This is a genomic window from Psychrobacter aquimaris (assembly GCF_016107525.1).
Classification (GTDB): domain Bacteria; phylum Pseudomonadota; class Gammaproteobacteria; order Pseudomonadales; family Moraxellaceae; genus Psychrobacter; species Psychrobacter aquimaris.
In genome coordinates this window covers 1-17,368 of sequence record NZ_JABASR010000022.1, presented here as the reverse complement: position 1 = coordinate 17,368, position 17,368 = coordinate 1, and the positions used below count along the sequence as shown (strand labels likewise).

Below are 17,368 nucleotides of genomic sequence, written 5' to 3'. Positions count from 1 at the left end.
CCGCATGTCATCAAGTCTTGGCGCAATAACTGGGAGGGCTTAACGGTGTTCTTTGGTTATCCTAAAGACATCAGAAAAGCCATCTATACCACCAATGCTATTGAGTCTTTAAACAGCGTGATTCGGACAGCGGTGAATAAACGTAAGGTGTTCCCGTCTGATCAGGCAGCATTCAAGGTAGTATATCTGGCAACCCAGCAGGCCTCTAAAAAGTGGTCGATGCCAATCCGTAACTGCCCTTTAGATTAAATGCTTACTGATACGGTAACCCTCCCAACCATAAGACACTTATCAAATAGAATTAAACTATCTGACTCAAGTAAATTAGTCTCCGATAAAGTCGGGGGCGGTTCAGGTTAAATATATCTTGCCCATTTTAATTTAGCAATAGGTGATGCTTGCCCTATTCCTGGGTTTCCTACGCTTCCTGGTTGAAAAGTATCGCTTTCACTATCTTTTTTCTTTGTTAGATCAATTTGTACTGTAGCCGACATCGTAGACTCTCGAGCACCACCTAAGTTTAAAACAGAAACTCCACCTCTAATATATGTCGTACCGTTTGAGCTTAGTTTACTACCTGCAATAATATTTCCATAAATAGGTGCTTGCGCTGTTTTTATTTCACCACCAATATAATTTCCACTTCCGTCTTTTGAACCAGCTAAAAGAGCAATATTGCCTAAAAAATTATTCGATGTATTTAAAGTTGTTTTGTTCGTACATAGATTAATTGGCATACGATACTTTCCTTTAGTAGTATCGGCTAGGCCACCACTTTGATTTTTAGCTGTTTCATATACATCGCAAACATACTGTGCACCAGCGTAGTAAGGGGAGTAAATAACAGAACTACTATTTGCAGTTTCTATATTCCCTGTTGCTAAAAATGCTCCTATATATATGCCTTGTGAGAATTTTAAATTTCCTTTAAACAACATTACACTCGGTGCCATTGCAGGGTAATTTAAATTTGACTGTAGTGAATTATAAACGCCATTAATCTTACTTAAAACAGCAGCTTCGTTATTGTTACTAAGTTGCCAAGCCCCATCCCAAGATGTGCTAATACGTACATCTGACCAGCCCGGATAAATTCTTGAAAGGTTTTGTATACCTCCAGTGCATGAGCTAGATGTCCATTTAGCAACTGGACATAAATAGCCTGTACCTTGGTATGAAGAATTGCTAACATATTTTTTAGTTATAGGATCCTGAATATAGTTACCTTGCATTAAATAATATTGACCATTAATATCTACGTCATTAGCTTTTTCTAAATTTTGTATAGTAACTTTCTTATAGATAACGCCGTTTATCTTTTCTTCTTCGAATATAAAATTCGCCAACGACTCATAATCCGTAGCTAAAACTGTTGGTGCCGTTGGTGCCGTTATCTGCTTCTGCTTTCCTTTTATTGTAATCTCACTTTCAGATACAGGATTTGTAATACTTGGATTTTCCATACCAAATGAGGAACAGTCACCATTGATACTTTTAGCTTGTAGATAAGGAACTACCCAGCCTTTACCACACGTTAAATCTCCTGCACTAACAATACGTTCAGCATTCAAATTATTTATTATACTCATAGAAATGTTCTTGTTAGCACTTGCTTGTTTTAATGTCTGTAAAGCATTACTTAACATATTAATATTTGACAGAGTTTTTAATATACCGATATGTGTAATTCCGTCCAAGTCAATATCGTTTTTTGCTGTTGCTGTTCCAATTGAACCGTTTTTCAGAATTATCTTTCCACCAGAACTTGCTAATTCTACTGTTCCACCAGATAAGGTAATATCTCCATTCTTAGAGTATGCTGATTTTAATGATCTATATGCTGCATTAATCGAATTGTCTGCATAAAATTCACCAAAATTTCCTCCTCCAGTCGTTTCTATACTATCTGCTGAAATCAAACTGATTAATTCAGAACCTGGTCCAGTGATTTTTACTTTACCATTTGCATAAACTTCACGAACGTTTTTGCTTCCGCCAGTAAATGTGACATCTCCATCTACATTTAAAGTGTCTATATTTAAATTAGTACTATTGGCTGTTAGATTACCATAAATATTGATTGTGGCTGGATTTGTACTATCTGTTAATATTTTTACATCACCACCCGTTAATGTAGTGTTTGTATAAATATCAAATGCGCTGTTTGAATTTATAGTTTTGTCATTCTGATTACTGGTTGCCGTACTTCCCAAGACGACATAATAAACGGCCTGTATGGTAGAAGAGGCTTCTGATTTCTTACTAATATTTTGGATATTAGCAGTCACACGAAACTGCCTAGAATCCGTTCCTACTTCTTTACTAGAAATGATTTTTACTTGTAACGGGCATACTTCTTCCTTTTGTAAATTACATGTTTTACCTTGTACATTAAGAGATAAGAAGCTTTCTTCGTTTAATGATGAAATACTACCGTCCTTAGCTAAAATCTCTAAATACTGTCTAAGAATTTCTACACCCGTCCATGCCCCTGATTGGGCATTGGTTAAAGCATGACTTGAGACCAAGCTTTTTTGAGACATATTAATATAGTACGCGGTGCCTAAAGCTGAGGCTGCAACTGCTAAGCCAACGAGTAAAACTATGAGAACAGTCACAAACCCTTGCTGTGCACTGGATATCTGTTTATTTTCTATTGTCATTAGTTTTACTCATTAAGAAGCAATATTTAAAAGACAGACAGGCACTTTTACTGTTTTCAGGTCTGCAATTTTTTGCGTGCTTGTTTGTGCAGTAATAGTAATTAAAGGATGTGTAGAATCATTTCCTGCCCCAAAGGGAGTGCAAGGCATAGATGGTGGTTCTGTAAAGGTAACCTGCTTTGGATTAGATTGATCTGTGGAGTAATCCTCTAAATTAGCTAGAGTACTTTGTATTTTCCATGTAAATTCGTTTAAATCTGATGTTTCATTACAAGTAGTAGGATCACTCTTTAACAAAACAAATCTTCTTTTTTTATTATCTGAACTTTTAATATCAGCAAGACCCTGACAGATTATATTAGTACCATCTTTATAACGCCATAACAAAGCAGATACCAATTGAGATTCAACTTTGATATTTGCTTCGGGCGATAGGTATAGGTTATTTAAACCTTCTAAGCCGAAACCTGCATTCTGTAGAAAAATCTGGGCAGTGGTTAATCCCGTCTGCAACTGAGTATCATGTGTAGCGGCCACACGGGATTCAACACCAGTTTTAACTATCGTACGATATGAGCTAAGTACAGCAATAATACATAGCATTGCTATCAGCAAGCCTATCAATAAGCTAATTAAAGTTGTGCCTAACTGAGACTTCATTCTAACGCTTCTCCTACTGTGATCTTCTCACCTAGAGAGGCTTCATTTATTTCAAATTTAATGGCCAGCGATACATCTGGGATTGGTCTATTATAAGTTGGGTTAGAGTTGATAATACTGATACCCACTTTCTTACAAGTTACTGTTATATTAATAGGGTCCTCTTGCTTGGGAAGAGTAATAGTAGGCGGCGGCAGTCCACCTGCACACCAATCTTCTCTTTCTTTGGCCGTTGCACTTTGCAGTTTGGTACGTAAGTCATTGATCACGATGTATTGCAGGTTATTTTGCTGCTGACTTACAAGCATGCGGCTCATACTGTATACACCTCCTAGTATAACAATGCTCGATAAAGCGACCGCAATAAGTGCTTCCAACAAGCCAACACCTCTTTGACTTTTCTTAATTAAGAATAAGTGTTTCATTGAGAGACCCATTACTTATAGTAAGCGCTACGTTGTTTTTACAGTTTCCTGCATTGACACTCATAATTCGGCCAAAACTATTGAAAGCGAAACAGTTAAAATTAGTATTATTAGTATTTTTAATGTCAATGGTTGGGCTTAGTGGATAGCTGAATACAATAGGACTACCACAACTAGCCGATCCTGTAGCTGTAGCTGTAGCTTTGTGTACTGTAATTTCCTTATTAGTGGCATCAAAACACATTTGGCTTGCAGTGTCATTCATATTTTTGGCAAATTGATTACGAATAGCTATAGATCTAGACAAGCTCATTGCACTTTTTAAAGACATCGTAGCCTTATCTAATTCAGCTTGCTTAGACCATAAACCAGTTAATGAAGTGCCAGCTAGCACTAAGATTGATAAGATAGTAATGGTGACCATAAGCTCTATAAGGCTAACACCATCCTCTTGCAATCCAAAGCTTACCATGTGGTCTTACCATCACAGCTCGTTGTCGCAGTTTGTTTATTAGTATTATCAATTTTCAAATCACAACCTTTAAGATTGCTAGAATCTTTTGCTGTAGCAATTAATGTATATCCTTTTCCATTATCTAGATTTAAAGCCTTACTTGAAAAATTAAAAGTATCAATTTTACTAGGTGACCATTGTGGAAATGCTTTATCTGCCATAAGTGCAGTTGTATTCGTATAATCTTCATCAGGATAGGATAAGTTTCGTTGATAATAGTTTTCGAAAACTAAACTTAAAGAAATAAGATCTGTTTGAGCAGCTTTAATATTGGCTCTCTTTACATAATTTTGATATGAGGGTAATGCTATTGCCGCCAAAATTGCAACGATAGCAACAGTAATCATTAGCTCTACAAGAGTGAATCCGGAAGCGTTATTCGAATTTATCCTGAAATCTTTATACATATAGCTAGTCCAATATAGGGAGCATGAATCATCTGCAACATTAGAAAGCGAGCCACAGCAAACATACTGAGAGATACTTCAGATAGGATCAGCAGCGCACACTATAGTTTACTATCTATAGAAGGTGTAGTGGTCAACTAATTTAGGACAGTGGATAAGATGTTTGATCCCTTGAGCTCGGCCGTCAAATCCGTACACCTAAAATTGGGAGATTTTAGTTACGCAGCTTTATGCTCTTCAATAAACATAACCTATTGCCCATGATAGTTTGGATTATTTACACCAGTAGCATAACTATTATCATCTAGTAGCGAATCTTGTTCCACATAATTAGCCATAGAGTCAGATTGCGTTTGGTGACTACTCCTAGGCTGATTATTTTCAAGTCCTATATTTTGATCAACCGCCTCTTGATTATTTTCTTTTGCGTTGGCTACAAATGGACTCTCTTCCTCACCCAAGCCCACATCGCCACCCAAACTTTCAATCATACTTTTAAACAATTCTTTATCCGATTTTCTCGTTAAAAAATCTGGAAAATGAATCGCAAAATACTCTCGAATCATCTGCTCGCTCTCACCATCAGTTGCCAATACCTGACCTAAAAATGCCCCCATCAAAATTTTCTGCTTGTTCAGTCGCTTATCTAACTTTACTTGCTGAACCTTAGCTTGGCGTTTTAATTCTTCTAACCGTTGACGTTCTTTTAACTCATTAGAGTCTTGACTATCAAAAATAGACATAGGCGCTTTATTATTGTTCGCTAACATAACATTTCCTTTTATAAACAATATCTCACTTAGCATAGCAAGCACCTTACTATCATTCAATTACTTGTGATAAGCTTTAACACAACCACATCCAAACCCTAAACTATTTTAGTTTATTATTTAATGGTGGCGTCTCCCTGACTAAGGGCGAAGTAACGACTCAAAATTCAATCTATCCACTTCGTTACTATTCTTAATTTTGAATCCTTCTTCGTTGGGGAAACCCCAAACCCCGCACACCACGAAAAGCGGTGGTGTGCAAAAGCAAAAATGGCAGGTGGCTCTTTATGACGATGGTACATATTGCGACAAAGGCAATTTCTCGAAAAGCAGGACAGTCGGCGGTGGCGTCGGCAGCCTATCGTGCTGGCGATGTGCTTGATGATGCCAAATATGGCAAGACCCATGACTATAGTAAAAAGTCTGGTGTGATGAGTAGCGATATCGTTTTACCATTTTCATTAAAGGCGCTGGGTGTGAGTGTGGATCGGGAGACGCTTTGGAATACCGCTGAAGCGGCAGAGACCCGTTCGGACAGTCGGGTAGCGCGTGAGTGGCTGGTTAATTTGCCTCATGAGTTGTCTGAGGAAGAGCGCCATTCATTGGCTATCAACTTTGCCCAAAAGCTTTGCGACGATATGGATGTGATTGCGGATGTGTGTATCCATCGTCCGGTGATGAAGTTGCCATTCGATCCTGATGTACCACCAAGTTCTAAGTATTTGCGTGAGGGTGAGGAGAACCCTGATCCCCGTAATTTTCACGCGCATATTTTAGTCACTACTCGAGCGCCTCTTGTTGGAGCTAATAAAACCTTGGCGTTTGATCCAAAGCTTAAGACCCCGTTTGAGTGGTCTAATAAAAAACGTAAGGCGCATGATCTGCCGTCATCGATGCAGGAGATTAAGCGTATTCGGGAGATGTGGGTAGATACTGCCAATAAGGTATTGGCCGAATATCATCTACCGCTGATGGATGCGCGCAGTTACAGGGATCAGGGGCTTGATCAGCAGCCCACTATTAAAATGGGCGTGGAAGCAACGGCCATGGAGCGCCGAGGCATCACGACCGAAAAAGGTAATACCAACCGCGCCATCAAAGCACGCAACAAATTGGTGGCTGACAACCATATCAAACAGGAGGCAGACAATGAGCGACGAATTAGCGCACTTAGAAAAGGACTTGCTTGGGCAACTGAGAAAAATGCAAGACTACCTGGCAGCATTGGAGGCACAAAACAACGAGCTGATTTTGCAAAACAACTCTCTGGAAGCTCAGAACCTCACATTACGTACTGCACAGAACAAAATAATAGAACGGCAATTCGAGTTGACGACACAAAACGATGCGTTGAAGAGGCAAAATCAGGCATTGCTTGGGCAGCTAAACGATGCGAAAACCTACCAAAGCGATGTGATGACACAAAACAAAGAATTAATGACACAAAACAAGAAAACAATAAGCTCACACAACGAATTGACGACACAAAACAAGCAATTGAGGGAATCACTGAAGCTATCGGAAAGTCAAATATTGAAATTAACAAAGCAACTGAGCGAAGTGCAAGACCAGCCCCCAACCCCTTCGATGACGCAGCACGACGAGCAAGAGCTGCTCGACTTGATCGACAAGAAGGACAAATTGATCGAGACACTCGAGCAAACCGTCACAAAGATGAGAGAATCTTTGAGTATGTTGAACGTATGAAGCTGCACCTAGCCATGCGCTTAATACAACGTCATCGTGATGATATGGCTATCAGATGGGCGCAAGGAGAAACCGCGGATGACGCCCCTGATAAATTTGATCAGCGGCAAGTGGCACTACTCAACGAGTTTGCACAGCACCATGGTATTGAGGACCACGATAAAGCGGTGGAATTTACCGCGCACTTACGCCAAGTGGCCAAACGTTTTGATCACACGCTGGTTGAGAACAACAAATCCATCATCAAGCTGTTGCGTGATCCTAACGCTGAACGTGAGCAGTATCTAGCGCTTACCAAGCATTTTATAGATTTCAGAGACAATATCGATCAAAAACGAACGGCATTTAATAGCAGTATCATCGACAAGTTAGGTGGTAGTGCAGGAGAGGTTGGCAGAATGACTCGGGACATCATCTCATCATTCAGCTATACCAAAGGGTTAACGGATTATATCAATCGAGATAACTACCCAGCTGAGGCAAGAGACGTTGCTAAAGAACACTTAGCAGATACCTTGAATAAAACCTGTCAGCAGTTTAAGTTTGCGTTGCGTGAGGTTAACTCACTACCAACAACCCAGCGTAAAACCTACTCAGAGGCTCTTAAAGCCACTTTAGAGACGTTTACTGAGCAATATGGTAAAGATCTGTCTGAAAGCCAACACAAAGCATTACAGGGCGGTTTAGAGTCATACCAACATCAGGTTAATAAAACCCATTCACCTAGCCGAGGATTTAGTCCTTAATTGAAACCTCAAAAGAACCGTTACTAAGGAATAAATTGCTTAGGCAAGCTACGTGGTTTAAGTGATGATTTTTCACTTATCCCAAAAAAATTTATCACCCGTTTCTTTAAGGGTTTTTATTTGATCCTGTTTACTCCTGTTTACTCCTGTTTAAGAGCCTTTTTTCACCTTTAAAATCAATAGCTTACAAAGAGAAAAAACACAAAATGAGTAGAATAAACACAAAATGAGTAGAATAAACACAAAATGAGTAGAATAAACACAAAATGAGTAGAATAAACACAAAATGAGTAGAATAAACACAAAATGAGTAGAATAAACACAAAATGAGTAGAATAAACACAACAAAAAAATACTGATATTATTTGTAGTTTTATATGCTAAAGTGAATCTTAGTTATTATTGGAAATAACAGTAGATTAAGCAAGGATTCGAAAAAAATATGGAAAACAATCTAGTCGTACAATCCAATGAGCTTGTTCTAGCAGCTTATACCATGACTACTAAAGAAAAGCAGTTATTACTGACTTGTATTAGTCGTATTGACAGTAGACCTGATGCGCCAAATATTACTAAGCAAACCAAGTTTACGGTGACAGTTGAGGAAGTAGCAAAAATATTCTATACCGATAGCACCAAGAAGAATGCTTTTAGAGATTTAGAGCAAGCTAGTAATCGGCTTTTTGATAGGGAGGTACTGATAGCACTGGAGGATAATAAAACGCTTCGTACTCGCTTTGTTAGCGGTGTTCTTTACGACCCCAATGGAGAACAGATAACAATAACATTTGCAGAGGATGTACTGCCTTATTTGACACAGCTAAAAGCTAACTTCACAAAATATAGGCTGATGGAGGTGTCTGAGCTCTCAAGTATTCACTCTATGCGCTTATATGAATTAATTGTTTGTTGGGTAGGTCAGTACCAATATACTAAATCTATGGATTTAGACGATTTTCGCTATGTTATGGGCATTAAAGGTAAGTATAAGCAATTTGGACAGCTTAGAGAGCGTGTGATTGAGACTGCTATAGATGAGGTAAATGAGAGTACAAACTATAAAATTACTGTTGAGTACCATAAAAAAAGTAGAGGCAAAGGTTACGAGGGCCTAACGCTCAAATTCCATCGGAAAACATTAGACAAGCTAACCAGTGCAGACGGCACCCTGTCACAAGCTACCATACAGTCTATCGTTGATAACGTGCAGTTTATGAATGACTATAACAACCATCCAAGCCTAAGTTATGACGGCAAAATGCAGACTGAGGCATTTAAGCGCGAAATGATTAATATCATACAGCGAGAGCCTGAAAGTTTTAACAAGCCTAATAAGGCTTTAGAGAGCTATCTACCAAAGATTAAACACTAATGTTTTTTCAAATATCCGTTAAAGTCAAAAGAACCACCGTTTTTTCTTCTTAGCCGTCGCGACGATTGAATCATCTTCTTTTTCTTGCTCTTGTGCAAGTGGCGGCTCATCGCTCATTTCAGCTTGCTTAAACTCTAACAGTCTTACTTGTGCGAAATCCTGGATACTGGCGTTGGCTTTATCCAGCGTTTTGTTCAGCTGTGCTATCTGCTGCTGATAATTTTCAATTAACTTTTTTTGATCGCTTACTTGTTGGCTGAGGTGTTCATTCTTGAGCTTTTCAAGCGCTAATAGGTGTTCAATGTCTGTATTGTACTGAACACTTTGACTGTTCAGTGGTGTACTTTGAACAGTGTCCACTGAACGTTCAGTACGTTTTTTAGAAATTGGCTCACCAAACACGCGCAACATTTCTGAAACGTCTATTTTCTTATCTGCTGTTCTAGAAAGCTCACCATCATTGACCTTCTGATAGATCGTGGTTCTTGATACACCCCATTCTTTTGCCGCTTTTGTCACCGATATGTTCATTGTTCACCTAGTGTTCAAGTACGTTTTTAGAAACTGTACAGTACAACTGTCCAGAACGTTCAGTGAACAACTATGGCACTAACCCGTCTATCAGGCAAATTATAAATAAACTGCTGTGTAAATCAGACGGTTAGTTATATAGCACTCACTTTATTGAACAAATATAGGGTATTATTAATGCTTGAAAGCAGTGTTTTGGGTATTAAAGAAAGAAGGTTCTATGAAAAAATTTATTCTAAGTATGGCGTTATCTCTCTTTGCCTTATCTTCTCAGGCAGCAGTTACAGTCACTGATAATCCATTTTATAGTGATGTTGAGGTAGAGCATCCGTTGTTTGCTAAAGGTGCTGGCGGCTCTCAATGCAAAGGCTTACCGCGCACTTGTGGGCAGATGGTTAGCTGTGAACAAGCCAAACAAGCACTCAAATGTGGAAATACCAAGCTAGACCGTGATAAGGACGGCGTACCATGCGAATCAATATGTCCAGGTGGTTAATTGCAGTAGCGTCTATCGTTATGATTGGGTGCAGCTCAGGCAATACAGAAGATGATCTGTATGGTTCAGGCTATATCGTAGTGAGTGAGCAGACATGGAGTAAAGATTACACAACACCTTATCCGTTTACAGTGCCTGAGGGTGAGATTGCGTGTGCCTCAAATCCTTCCTTTGGTCGTGAGGTGTTTTTTCATCCTAAGGGTTACACCGATGAATCTTACGTTGGTATACCGCTTAACGAAGCAGCGGTAGATGGCTTAAAGCTAAGTCGTTTGACGCCAAATGTGCCTTATAGTGTCAAAGAAGGGGCTGACCTTAGTGAAGCCGTACAAATTGGGTTGAGAGTGTGTGATGAGCAAGAGGATGAGCTTGCGAATTATTAAGTTCGGTTTCCCATGTGGGTGTCATCATAATTGATTAAATTATTCATATACAAAATAATAATACTGGATAGGTTCGCTCAATGTACTTTTTGATGGTATTTTAAAGAGTCATTTACAATAATGGATAGATAAAGTATAAAGTAGATATTAACAATAAAGAATGATGCGAGGGCGGTTATGAGCAACAAGGAATTTGTTCTACGAGCTTTAGGAGTGAGCGTTTTAATCCTCGTCTTGAGCACTATAGTCGTGACTAGATTTTTCTAATTGACTGTAGTAATCCTTAATGGGCTTACTTTCGATAAGTCGCTCTACCTGTCCAAGAACTCTCTAAAAAAGCCATCTAGTAGATTGGCTTTTTCTGTCTAAAATCATTTGTCATAACGCCCATTATACGATTTAACGAAAGGGTTTTTTATACCTTCTCAGAATGTTAAGTCTCAGGAAATTTCAGAGTGGTTTAGTAAGAGCGTCTCCCAGCTCTGACACTAGAACCAATCTTATAGTCTTTTTTAATTAAAGACTTTTCTTATAACTAACAGTCCGGTCCGAATCATAACTTATACCGTCATAACAAATTGGTAGACTTAATAATAGCTCAGCAATACTTTAAACATTCGTTGTACAGACAGTCCAATTGTGTATCTTTATATTAGATATGTCAGCTTAAAGCTTAAAAACTGCTGATAGCCTATCCATCAATAAAAAAAATAAAAGATGGATGAGCTTGTTCTTGATATAGATGCGTTGATTTAAAAGCTCATAAATGGAAAAGGAAAACCATGATGGACAATCAAGATTTGAACGAACAAAGTATGGATGAGCAGTACAAAGACAATCAAAAAATGGATGATAATGATATGAATAATCAAACCCTAAAAGGCGAATGGAACCAACTCAAAGGTTCAGTAAAACAAAAATGGGGAGATTTAACAGATGACGATCTCACTCATATCGAAGGTGACCGTGACAAGCTAGTTGGGCGTGTCCAAGAGCGTTATGGTCATTCAAAAGAAGATGCTGAACGTGATGTAGATGAGTGGCGTACACAAAACAACTATTGATTACCCTGTGTCTAAATAATTAGACTCTAAAAATATAAAAAGCCCGTGACTATGGTCACGGGCTTTTTTAGTCAATTCTGCTAATTATGTAAGTAAAGATGAGACGCTTAATAAGTACGGTTTTTTAGTTAAACTTGAACACATAGCGTGAGCTATTGATATTAATACTTAATGGATTGCGCGCTTTCTCATACTTACTGCACTCCATCTGCTGGTGTTTGATCTAAGTTCGAGTTATTTTCATTAACAGTAACCGTATCATCCGTCTTTTGGTCATTTTCTACACTCCCATTACTAGAATAGTATGCTGTACCACCTGCACCTTCTACCTCCTCTGTAGGAGCAGGGGTTTGATCGTCAGCCTCGGTCGCTGTTTGCACAGGTGTCATTTCGCTAGATTCTGTATTAGGAGCCGGCTCTTCTGTCTCACTGCTGCAAGCGCTGAGACCAAAGAAACTCACCAAAAATACTATCCATAGTTTATTTTGAAGCGATTTAATAGGTACTGATGTTTTCATTTTAATATCCTTATTATAGTTTCTAGCAACAAAAAACATAGAGGATGGGCTAAAGCCCTAAATAATAAGATTTTAAATTAGTCAGTATGGCGATTTACAACCTCTATAATACTCTTACAAATAAGACTATTGATGCTGCGTAGCTTTTGCTCAGGGGCGCCTTGACAGATACTGCGAAAATCATACAGCTCATCTTTATAACCAATGCAATAAAAAAACGTACCGACAGGCTTATCCTTAGTTTCAGAGCCTCCAGACGTTAATAGTCCTGTACAAGCCACATATAAGTCGGCTTCAAACATGGTCTTAGACTTATTAACCAGTTCTTGGGTGACTTCTAAGGATTCAGGTGTACACTCAGCAATTAATTGGCTCGATATATTTAACACGTTCTTTTTTATCGCAACGTCATAGCATACCAAGCCGCCCATTAATATATCGCCTGAATAAGGACTCATAGAAAAGCGATGTGCTAGATAGCCCGCGGTCGCGCTTTCAATGAAGACTATAGTCAATTGCTTATCTGCCAACAACTTAGCACAGCTATCAGTCACAACGCCCTCCATATTAGCATTAGAACAATCAAGACTATTACAGTACGATCCTATTTAAGATTCAATTCATGTAGTGATGAATTTACGTAACAGTATTTTTTAATTAAGCCTACTTATAGCGAGCCACTCAAGCTCTTTTCTTGGTTCGGTACCCTAGTGAGGACTTGAATATTCGGCTGTAGGCTAATGATATCAATGTTTTAACTCACCGAAATAGTGACAGCGTACTTCATGGTTTACCTACTATACATATTTTTATGTTGTTAACGATATTGTCAGCATAGTTCAATGAATTCAGTGTATTACTGGTAATATTAATCCAAAAAATATAGAACTTGAAAGTCATACTTAATCAACCTCCTTACTAGCATCTCTTTTAATATGAGTACTGCTACCACGCCTTAGCAATGATTTATTACGATTCAGTTAGTATGTTTTCAGCTTTAAATATTACTGAATCATCGCACGTTGTAGTCAATCATTGCTAATGAAATGGATCAATAAAAACAAAGGAATATTAAGGTATGTTTATGGACGACACGCTCTCATCATCTTTTGAAAACCTAAAGCCACAAGGCGATATTATAGAAGCAACTACTGGCGCTGATATCAAGACTGAGATAGAAACTTATTCACTGAGCATCATGACCGATCGCAGTCAAGCGCTGGCAGCAACGGTGTATCGCCCTAGAAGTGCGGTAAAAAAAGCGGTTATGGTGGCACCTGCAACAGGTATTAAACGTCAGTTTTATCATAACTTTGCCACTTACTTAGCAGAACATGGCTTTGGTGTCCTGACTTTTGATAATGAAGGTATTGGTGACTCGCTTACTACTGATCTAGCAAAATCTAACGCCTCATTAATAAGTTGGGGACGCTATGATATGCCAGCCGTGCTCGATGCCTTGCAAGATGAGTTTGCCGACGCTTCTTATCATTTGATTGGTCATAGCGCGGGCGGTCAACTGATCGGCTTGATGCCGAATTATGAGTCTATCGCCTCAGTATTTAATGTCGCTTGTTCATCAGGTTGCATTAAAAATATGAAGACGCCTTATAAGCTTAAAGCTAAGTTTTTTATGGACATATTTATTCCACTAAACAACCTCATGTTAGGGTATACCGCTTCAGATAAAGTGGGTATGGGTGAGAATTTACCTAAGCATGTCGCTCGTCAATGGCGCGAGTGGTGCAATGGCGAAGGTTATATCAAAACGGCATTTGGTAAAAGTATACACACACATTTTTATGACGACATTGCCATAAAATCACTATGGTTAGGCTTTAGCGATGACGACATCGCCAACAGCAAAAACATGGATGACATGATACGAGTGTTCAGTCAGATGCCGGTAGAAAAACGCTTTTTCGATCCTAAAGAATTTGGTGTTGATAATATAGGTCATATGCTTTATTTCAGCCGCCGAACAAATACAAAAGCCCCTGAGCTATGGCAGATGGCTGTTGACTGGGTTAATGCAGCTTAAATGCTATCTTTCTTTATTCAGCGAGACAGCTATCTCAAATAACTTATCATTTGAGGTAGCCGTCCCATTTTTTAATCGCTGTTCAATAGTTTTGGCAGTATTTTGAATATAAATTACGTGATTAAAAATTATTAAGCTGAGAACATCTAGGGTGTGTCCTTAGCCTGTAATGAATATGTTTATTTCGGGTATATCCCAGCGGAACCATCTGAAAAGGCTCATTAATCAATTAATAGACTACTCATAGTAGACTGCTGTAGTGGAACCACTTAATGAGTACTGAGCATCTTCGGTCTTTCCTTGGCTACATCAGCGATCAGATGCCGTGAGCACTTGGTCATTTTTTGAATATCAGAATAGCTATGACCTGATTTGAGCAGACTAGCGATGATCTTGCGCTTTTCCGTATCTTTCCTACGTCCTGAATACTTACCTTCTGCCTTAGCACGAGCAATACCTTGCATCTGACGGTTACGGCGTTCTTCATAATCTTTTCGAGCAATGGCTGCGAGCATATCCAGCATCATCGAGTTAATGGCCTGCAATACACTGCTCATAAATTCTGTACTGCTTTCAGATTGAAGCGCCATATATGAGGTCGGCAGCTCTTTTGATACGATAGAGAGCTTTTTCTCTGATAGCATTCTTTTTAGCGTATCCCAATCAGCTTGGTTCAAACGCGCCAAGCGATCAATCTGCTCAACTAAGATAATATCGCCCTTATGGGCATCTTCAATCAGTTGCATAAGCTTGGGTCGCGCCAAGATAGCTCCTGATTCATTTTCGACATAGAAGGCGGCAATTTTGTGGCCATGATCGTTGGCAAATGCTATAAGCTCATTTTTGGCACGCTTAGCATCTTGCTCTTTGGTAGACGCTCGTAGATACGCTCTAATAAACATAAACACCTAAAATAGTCTGTTATAAGTGGTTCCATTATAGCAGTCTGTTTTAAGTGGTCTGTTAATAGGTTTAAAGGGTTAAATGACTGGTTCCGCTAGGGTATACGATATAGAACTAGGCTATAGATAGCTTGGTCTATATTTTTATTTTTTCCAGCTTGCGTGTTGTTATCATATTAACTTAAGTTTGCTTTTCCGTTACTAGTTTACAACTGTACCTTTGTTTTGAGTGCACTATTATACTTTGCATTTTTTGGAATATTGTCGCAATTCATCCTATTAAAGCTTTTTAGTTAACCTGTTTTTGACTTTTATAAGATGAATTTTATTAGGGGTGGAGTATTCGTGAATATAAGTGATCTTTCTGAGTATCAACTTTATAAATTGAAATCAATAGACCCTAGTCTAACTCCTAATTGGCGAGAGGTTATTTATAGCATCCTCCCTGACTTAGATAGCGAGAGCCAAAACAGCCTGTATTTAAAGATATTAAAACCTCGAGGTATTTCTCTTGATGCCAACGGTAGATTGAAACATCGTCGCCCTGCCACTCTACAAGAGACTGTAGGAGATATTCAAAGTACTCATAACGGTTTATTATCTGTAGCAGATGATATGTTCAAAATCATTAATTCACGTTCTCAGTACTATGATGCTGTACAGCTTGCTGATGAAATTGAAGCGATTTTTGGTTATTTAGATAATTTAAATACAAGAGGATTACTCTACGAACAAAAAAATCGTAATAGAATAAAAATAGCTTTCTTATATGATCTAGCATATTGGATAGATACCGTTGAACTCAAAATCTCTCCTGGTCTTCGTAAACTTGACTCCGATATGGTCAAAGCATATTTAAAAGAGGTTTTTATTAAGCAGAAAGTACAAGACCAAGACTTTCGAAAGTGGGATTCATCAGACACAGATTTCCAGAAATTTACTTATATACCTGCTTTCATTAGAGATGAAGGTGAAGGTAGGAATTTTTTTGTCGTAGAAGGTTTGAAATATTGGTTTGTGATTGGAAGTACAGATGAGGTGGGTAAAAATCCCTACTCTTTTCGACGATTCCTTCACGAAGATAGTAGTGGTAATGGAGTTAATGAATATATTTATCTGACCCATATTGTTATCAAAAAATATAATATGAGTGATTTAAAATACCTATCTGATTGCTCACTATGGATGAGTCGATTTTATACCCTTGACCTAGGAGCACCTGATACGCTTCTAGACTTTATCAATGAAATTCGTAGCCTAGAAAAGAGTTATTTAAAACCCTTACTAAAAGAACGGTTAGAGCAAGTGGGGGGCACTACAGAAGTCATTATAAAAGAGCGTATGATCACTTATGAAAAACAAGCTTCTGTGTTAATACTTCAGAAACTACCTAGAATTCAAAATATCCTTAATAGTAGAGAGGATCAAGACTACCTCATTTACCATTTAGATAAATTAATTCAAGAAATGATAGAAAGTATGCATGATTTCAGATTACAGCCTTTAGTCATGCATTCTCCTAGTAGCGATATTCTACTAGCTAAATTAATGGCTTTAAGAGTTCTACTCAAGAAATCGCATGACTTTATTTTTTCTCAAGAGTTAAGTATCGAAGAGCGTTCAGAAGCTATGGGAGACCCACTTCACAAACTCCAACAAGAACTACAGGATGCCAAAGAGTTTATAAAAGAAGCTGAACAGCTAGAAAGTGAGCTTGATAATTACTATGAAATTAAAGAGAAAGGAAGCTTTTGGAAAAAAGTTGCGTTAGGGAGAAAACCTAGATATACACTAGAGGAAATCAATAAAGAAAAGCTGAATCTTAAGAAAGAGGTTTTTATATCAATCGTCCGCATGGCCAAGAATCAAAAAAGAGGCATGGTATATATTGAATTTGAATGTGATGAAATTATAAACAAAGAGTACAGACATTATGCCCTAGCAGATGGAGAGCTAGGCGTCACTCGTCTGCCGAGAGTACTTCGTCTACCTGAAGACAAGCGTAAATTCGATATTGACTATATAGCGCAAACAGTAAACCAAAATATTTTCGAAGCTAATCAACTATGGTAAACAATAGTATGTAAGAGCCTCTAGGAGCCTTTCCCAAACTCTGTGTAACTGCTTATAATCCACTAACAGGAGAATAAGCAATGACTAACCAATCTG

Annotated in this window: 18 protein-coding genes; 8 read left to right on the top strand and 10 right to left on the bottom strand. The window is 38.4% G+C overall.

The annotated features are described in order from the left end of the window. The coding region (locus JFC10_RS14440; RefSeq protein WP_198333436.1) for a transposase at nucleotides 1-249 on the top strand (249 nt) is incomplete at its 5' end. A gap of 107 nt (nucleotides 250-356) precedes the next feature. Here the strand turns inward: JFC10_RS14440 and JFC10_RS14435 are convergent. The 6 genes from JFC10_RS14435 to JFC10_RS14410 form a co-directional block, all read right to left on the bottom strand. After that, nucleotides 357-2,663, bottom strand: a complete 2,307-nt coding sequence (locus JFC10_RS14435; RefSeq protein WP_198333435.1) for a hypothetical protein — start codon at nucleotides 2,661-2,663, stop codon at nucleotides 357-359. 12 nt (nucleotides 2,664-2,675) lie between these two features. After that, nucleotides 2,676-3,323, bottom strand: a complete 648-nt coding sequence (locus JFC10_RS14430) for a hypothetical protein (RefSeq protein WP_198333434.1) — start codon at nucleotides 3,321-3,323, stop codon at nucleotides 2,676-2,678. After that, nucleotides 3,320-3,748 carry a prepilin-type N-terminal cleavage/methylation domain-containing protein gene (locus JFC10_RS14425; RefSeq protein ID WP_198333433.1) on the bottom strand — a complete coding sequence of 143 codons (429 nt, stop codon included), beginning with the start codon at nucleotides 3,746-3,748 and terminating at the stop codon, nucleotides 3,320-3,322. The genes JFC10_RS14430 and JFC10_RS14425 overlap by 4 nt, the downstream gene beginning before the upstream one ends. Further along, nucleotides 3,726-4,220 carry a pilus assembly FimT family protein gene (locus JFC10_RS14420; RefSeq protein WP_198333432.1) on the bottom strand — a complete coding sequence of 165 codons (495 nt, stop codon included), beginning with the start codon at nucleotides 4,218-4,220 and terminating at the stop codon, nucleotides 3,726-3,728. The genes JFC10_RS14425 and JFC10_RS14420 overlap by 23 nt, the downstream gene beginning before the upstream one ends. Beyond that, nucleotides 4,214-4,669, bottom strand: a complete 456-nt coding sequence (locus tag JFC10_RS14950) for a type IV pilin protein (protein ID WP_198333431.1) — start codon at nucleotides 4,667-4,669, stop codon at nucleotides 4,214-4,216. Before JFC10_RS14950 ends, JFC10_RS14420 begins: the two co-directional genes overlap by 7 nt. A 251-nt stretch (nucleotides 4,670-4,920) precedes the next feature. Then, complete coding sequence (locus tag JFC10_RS14410) at nucleotides 4,921-5,439, bottom strand: hypothetical protein (RefSeq protein WP_198333430.1); 519 nt, start codon at nucleotides 5,437-5,439, stop codon at nucleotides 4,921-4,923. A 287-nt stretch (nucleotides 5,440-5,726) separates the two neighbouring features. Between JFC10_RS14410 and JFC10_RS14405 the strand changes: the two genes are divergently transcribed. Both JFC10_RS14405 and JFC10_RS14400 read left to right on the top strand, forming a co-directional pair. Further along, the gene (locus tag JFC10_RS14405; RefSeq protein WP_198333429.1) at nucleotides 5,727-7,892 is read left to right on the top strand and encodes a MobA/MobL family protein; all 2,166 of its coding nucleotides are present in this window, start codon (nucleotides 5,727-5,729) and stop codon (nucleotides 7,890-7,892) included. Between the two features lie 442 nt (nucleotides 7,893-8,334). Continuing rightward, nucleotides 8,335-9,264, top strand: a complete 930-nt coding sequence (locus JFC10_RS14400; RefSeq protein WP_198333428.1) for a replication initiation protein — start codon at nucleotides 8,335-8,337, stop codon at nucleotides 9,262-9,264. 24 nt (nucleotides 9,265-9,288) lie between these two features. Here the strand turns inward: JFC10_RS14400 and JFC10_RS14395 are convergent, their stop codons facing one another. Continuing rightward, nucleotides 9,289-9,795, bottom strand: coding sequence for a plasmid replication DNA-binding protein (locus JFC10_RS14395; RefSeq protein WP_198333427.1), 507 nt, complete (start codon nucleotides 9,793-9,795; stop codon nucleotides 9,289-9,291). A gap of 220 nt (nucleotides 9,796-10,015) precedes the next feature. Here JFC10_RS14395 and JFC10_RS14390 point away from each other — a divergent pair, with 220 nt between their 5' ends. The 3 genes from JFC10_RS14390 (at nucleotide 10,016) to JFC10_RS14380 (ending at nucleotide 11,738) form a co-directional block, all read left to right on the top strand. Further along, nucleotides 10,016-10,291, top strand: a complete 276-nt coding sequence (locus JFC10_RS14390) for an excalibur calcium-binding domain-containing protein (protein ID WP_068408089.1) — start codon at nucleotides 10,016-10,018, stop codon at nucleotides 10,289-10,291. After that, a complete protein-coding gene (locus JFC10_RS14385; protein ID WP_227686024.1) occupies nucleotides 10,264-10,674 on the top strand; it encodes a hypothetical protein in 411 nt (136 codons plus the stop codon). The genes JFC10_RS14390 and JFC10_RS14385 overlap by 28 nt, the downstream gene beginning before the upstream one ends. Nucleotides 10,675-11,456: 782 nt before the next feature. Next, nucleotides 11,457-11,738, top strand: a complete 282-nt coding sequence (locus JFC10_RS14380) for a CsbD family protein (protein ID WP_443509736.1) — start codon at nucleotides 11,457-11,459, stop codon at nucleotides 11,736-11,738. Between the two features lie 194 nt (nucleotides 11,739-11,932). Here the strand turns inward: JFC10_RS14380 and JFC10_RS14375 are convergent, their stop codons facing one another. Then, entirely contained in the window at nucleotides 11,933-12,256 is a 324-nt protein-coding gene (locus JFC10_RS14375; RefSeq protein WP_101204338.1) for a hypothetical protein, read from the bottom strand. Nucleotides 12,257-12,333: 77 nt separating this feature from the next. Next, nucleotides 12,334-12,810 carry a CinA family protein gene (locus JFC10_RS14370; RefSeq protein ID WP_227522865.1) on the bottom strand — a complete coding sequence of 159 codons (477 nt, stop codon included), beginning with the start codon at nucleotides 12,808-12,810 and terminating at the stop codon, nucleotides 12,334-12,336. A 530-nt stretch (nucleotides 12,811-13,340) separates the two neighbouring features. On the opposite strand from JFC10_RS14370, the gene JFC10_RS14365 reads away from it, so the two are divergent. Beyond that, on the top strand, nucleotides 13,341-14,297 hold the full coding sequence (locus tag JFC10_RS14365; RefSeq protein WP_198333425.1) for an alpha/beta hydrolase family protein: 957 nt from the start codon (nucleotides 13,341-13,343) through the stop codon (nucleotides 14,295-14,297). A gap of 269 nt (nucleotides 14,298-14,566) precedes the next feature. On the opposite strand, the gene JFC10_RS14360 is transcribed toward JFC10_RS14365, so the two are convergent. Next, nucleotides 14,567-15,199 carry a recombinase family protein gene (locus JFC10_RS14360; RefSeq protein WP_198333424.1) on the bottom strand — a complete coding sequence of 211 codons (633 nt, stop codon included), beginning with the start codon at nucleotides 15,197-15,199 and terminating at the stop codon, nucleotides 14,567-14,569. 345 nt (nucleotides 15,200-15,544) lie between these two features. On the opposite strand from JFC10_RS14360, the gene JFC10_RS14355 reads away from it, so the two are divergent. Further along, nucleotides 15,545-17,272 carry a hypothetical protein gene (locus JFC10_RS14355; protein WP_198333423.1) on the top strand — a complete coding sequence of 576 codons (1,728 nt, stop codon included), beginning with the start codon at nucleotides 15,545-15,547 and terminating at the stop codon, nucleotides 17,270-17,272. Nucleotides 17,273-17,368: the final 96 nt, after the last annotated feature.

Coding starts and splice junctions, on each gene's coding strand:
- JFC10_RS14425 (WP_198333433.1), bottom strand. CDS start 3,748: ATGAAACACTTATTCTTAATTAAGAAAAGTCAAAGAGGTGTTGGCTTG.
- JFC10_RS14365 (WP_198333425.1), top strand. CDS start 13,341: ATGGACGACACGCTCTCATCATCTTTTGAAAACCTAAAGCCACAAGGC.
- JFC10_RS14400 (WP_198333428.1), top strand. CDS start 8,335: ATGGAAAACAATCTAGTCGTACAATCCAATGAGCTTGTTCTAGCAGCT.
- JFC10_RS14395 (WP_198333427.1), bottom strand. CDS start 9,795: ATGAACATATCGGTGACAAAAGCGGCAAAAGAATGGGGTGTATCAAGA.
- JFC10_RS14405 (WP_198333429.1), top strand. CDS start 5,727: ATGACGATGGTACATATTGCGACAAAGGCAATTTCTCGAAAAGCAGGA.
- JFC10_RS14430 (WP_198333434.1), bottom strand. CDS start 3,323: ATGAAGTCTCAGTTAGGCACAACTTTAATTAGCTTATTGATAGGCTTG.
- JFC10_RS14950 (WP_198333431.1), bottom strand. CDS start 4,669: ATGTATAAAGATTTCAGGATAAATTCGAATAACGCTTCCGGATTCACT.
- JFC10_RS14360 (WP_198333424.1), bottom strand. CDS start 15,199: ATGTTTATTAGAGCGTATCTACGAGCGTCTACCAAAGAGCAAGATGCT.
- JFC10_RS14435 (WP_198333435.1), bottom strand. CDS start 2,663: ATGACAATAGAAAATAAACAGATATCCAGTGCACAGCAAGGGTTTGTG.
- JFC10_RS14375 (WP_101204338.1), bottom strand. CDS start 12,256: ATGAAAACATCAGTACCTATTAAATCGCTTCAAAATAAACTATGGATA.
- JFC10_RS14380 (WP_443509736.1), top strand. CDS start 11,457: ATGATGGACAATCAAGATTTGAACGAACAAAGTATGGATGAGCAGTAC.
- JFC10_RS14390 (WP_068408089.1), top strand. CDS start 10,016: ATGAAAAAATTTATTCTAAGTATGGCGTTATCTCTCTTTGCCTTATCT.
- JFC10_RS14420 (WP_198333432.1), bottom strand. CDS start 4,220: ATGGTAAGCTTTGGATTGCAAGAGGATGGTGTTAGCCTTATAGAGCTT.
- JFC10_RS14410 (WP_198333430.1), bottom strand. CDS start 5,439: ATGTTAGCGAACAATAATAAAGCGCCTATGTCTATTTTTGATAGTCAA.
- JFC10_RS14385 (WP_227686024.1), top strand. CDS start 10,264: ATGCGAATCAATATGTCCAGGTGGTTAATTGCAGTAGCGTCTATCGTT.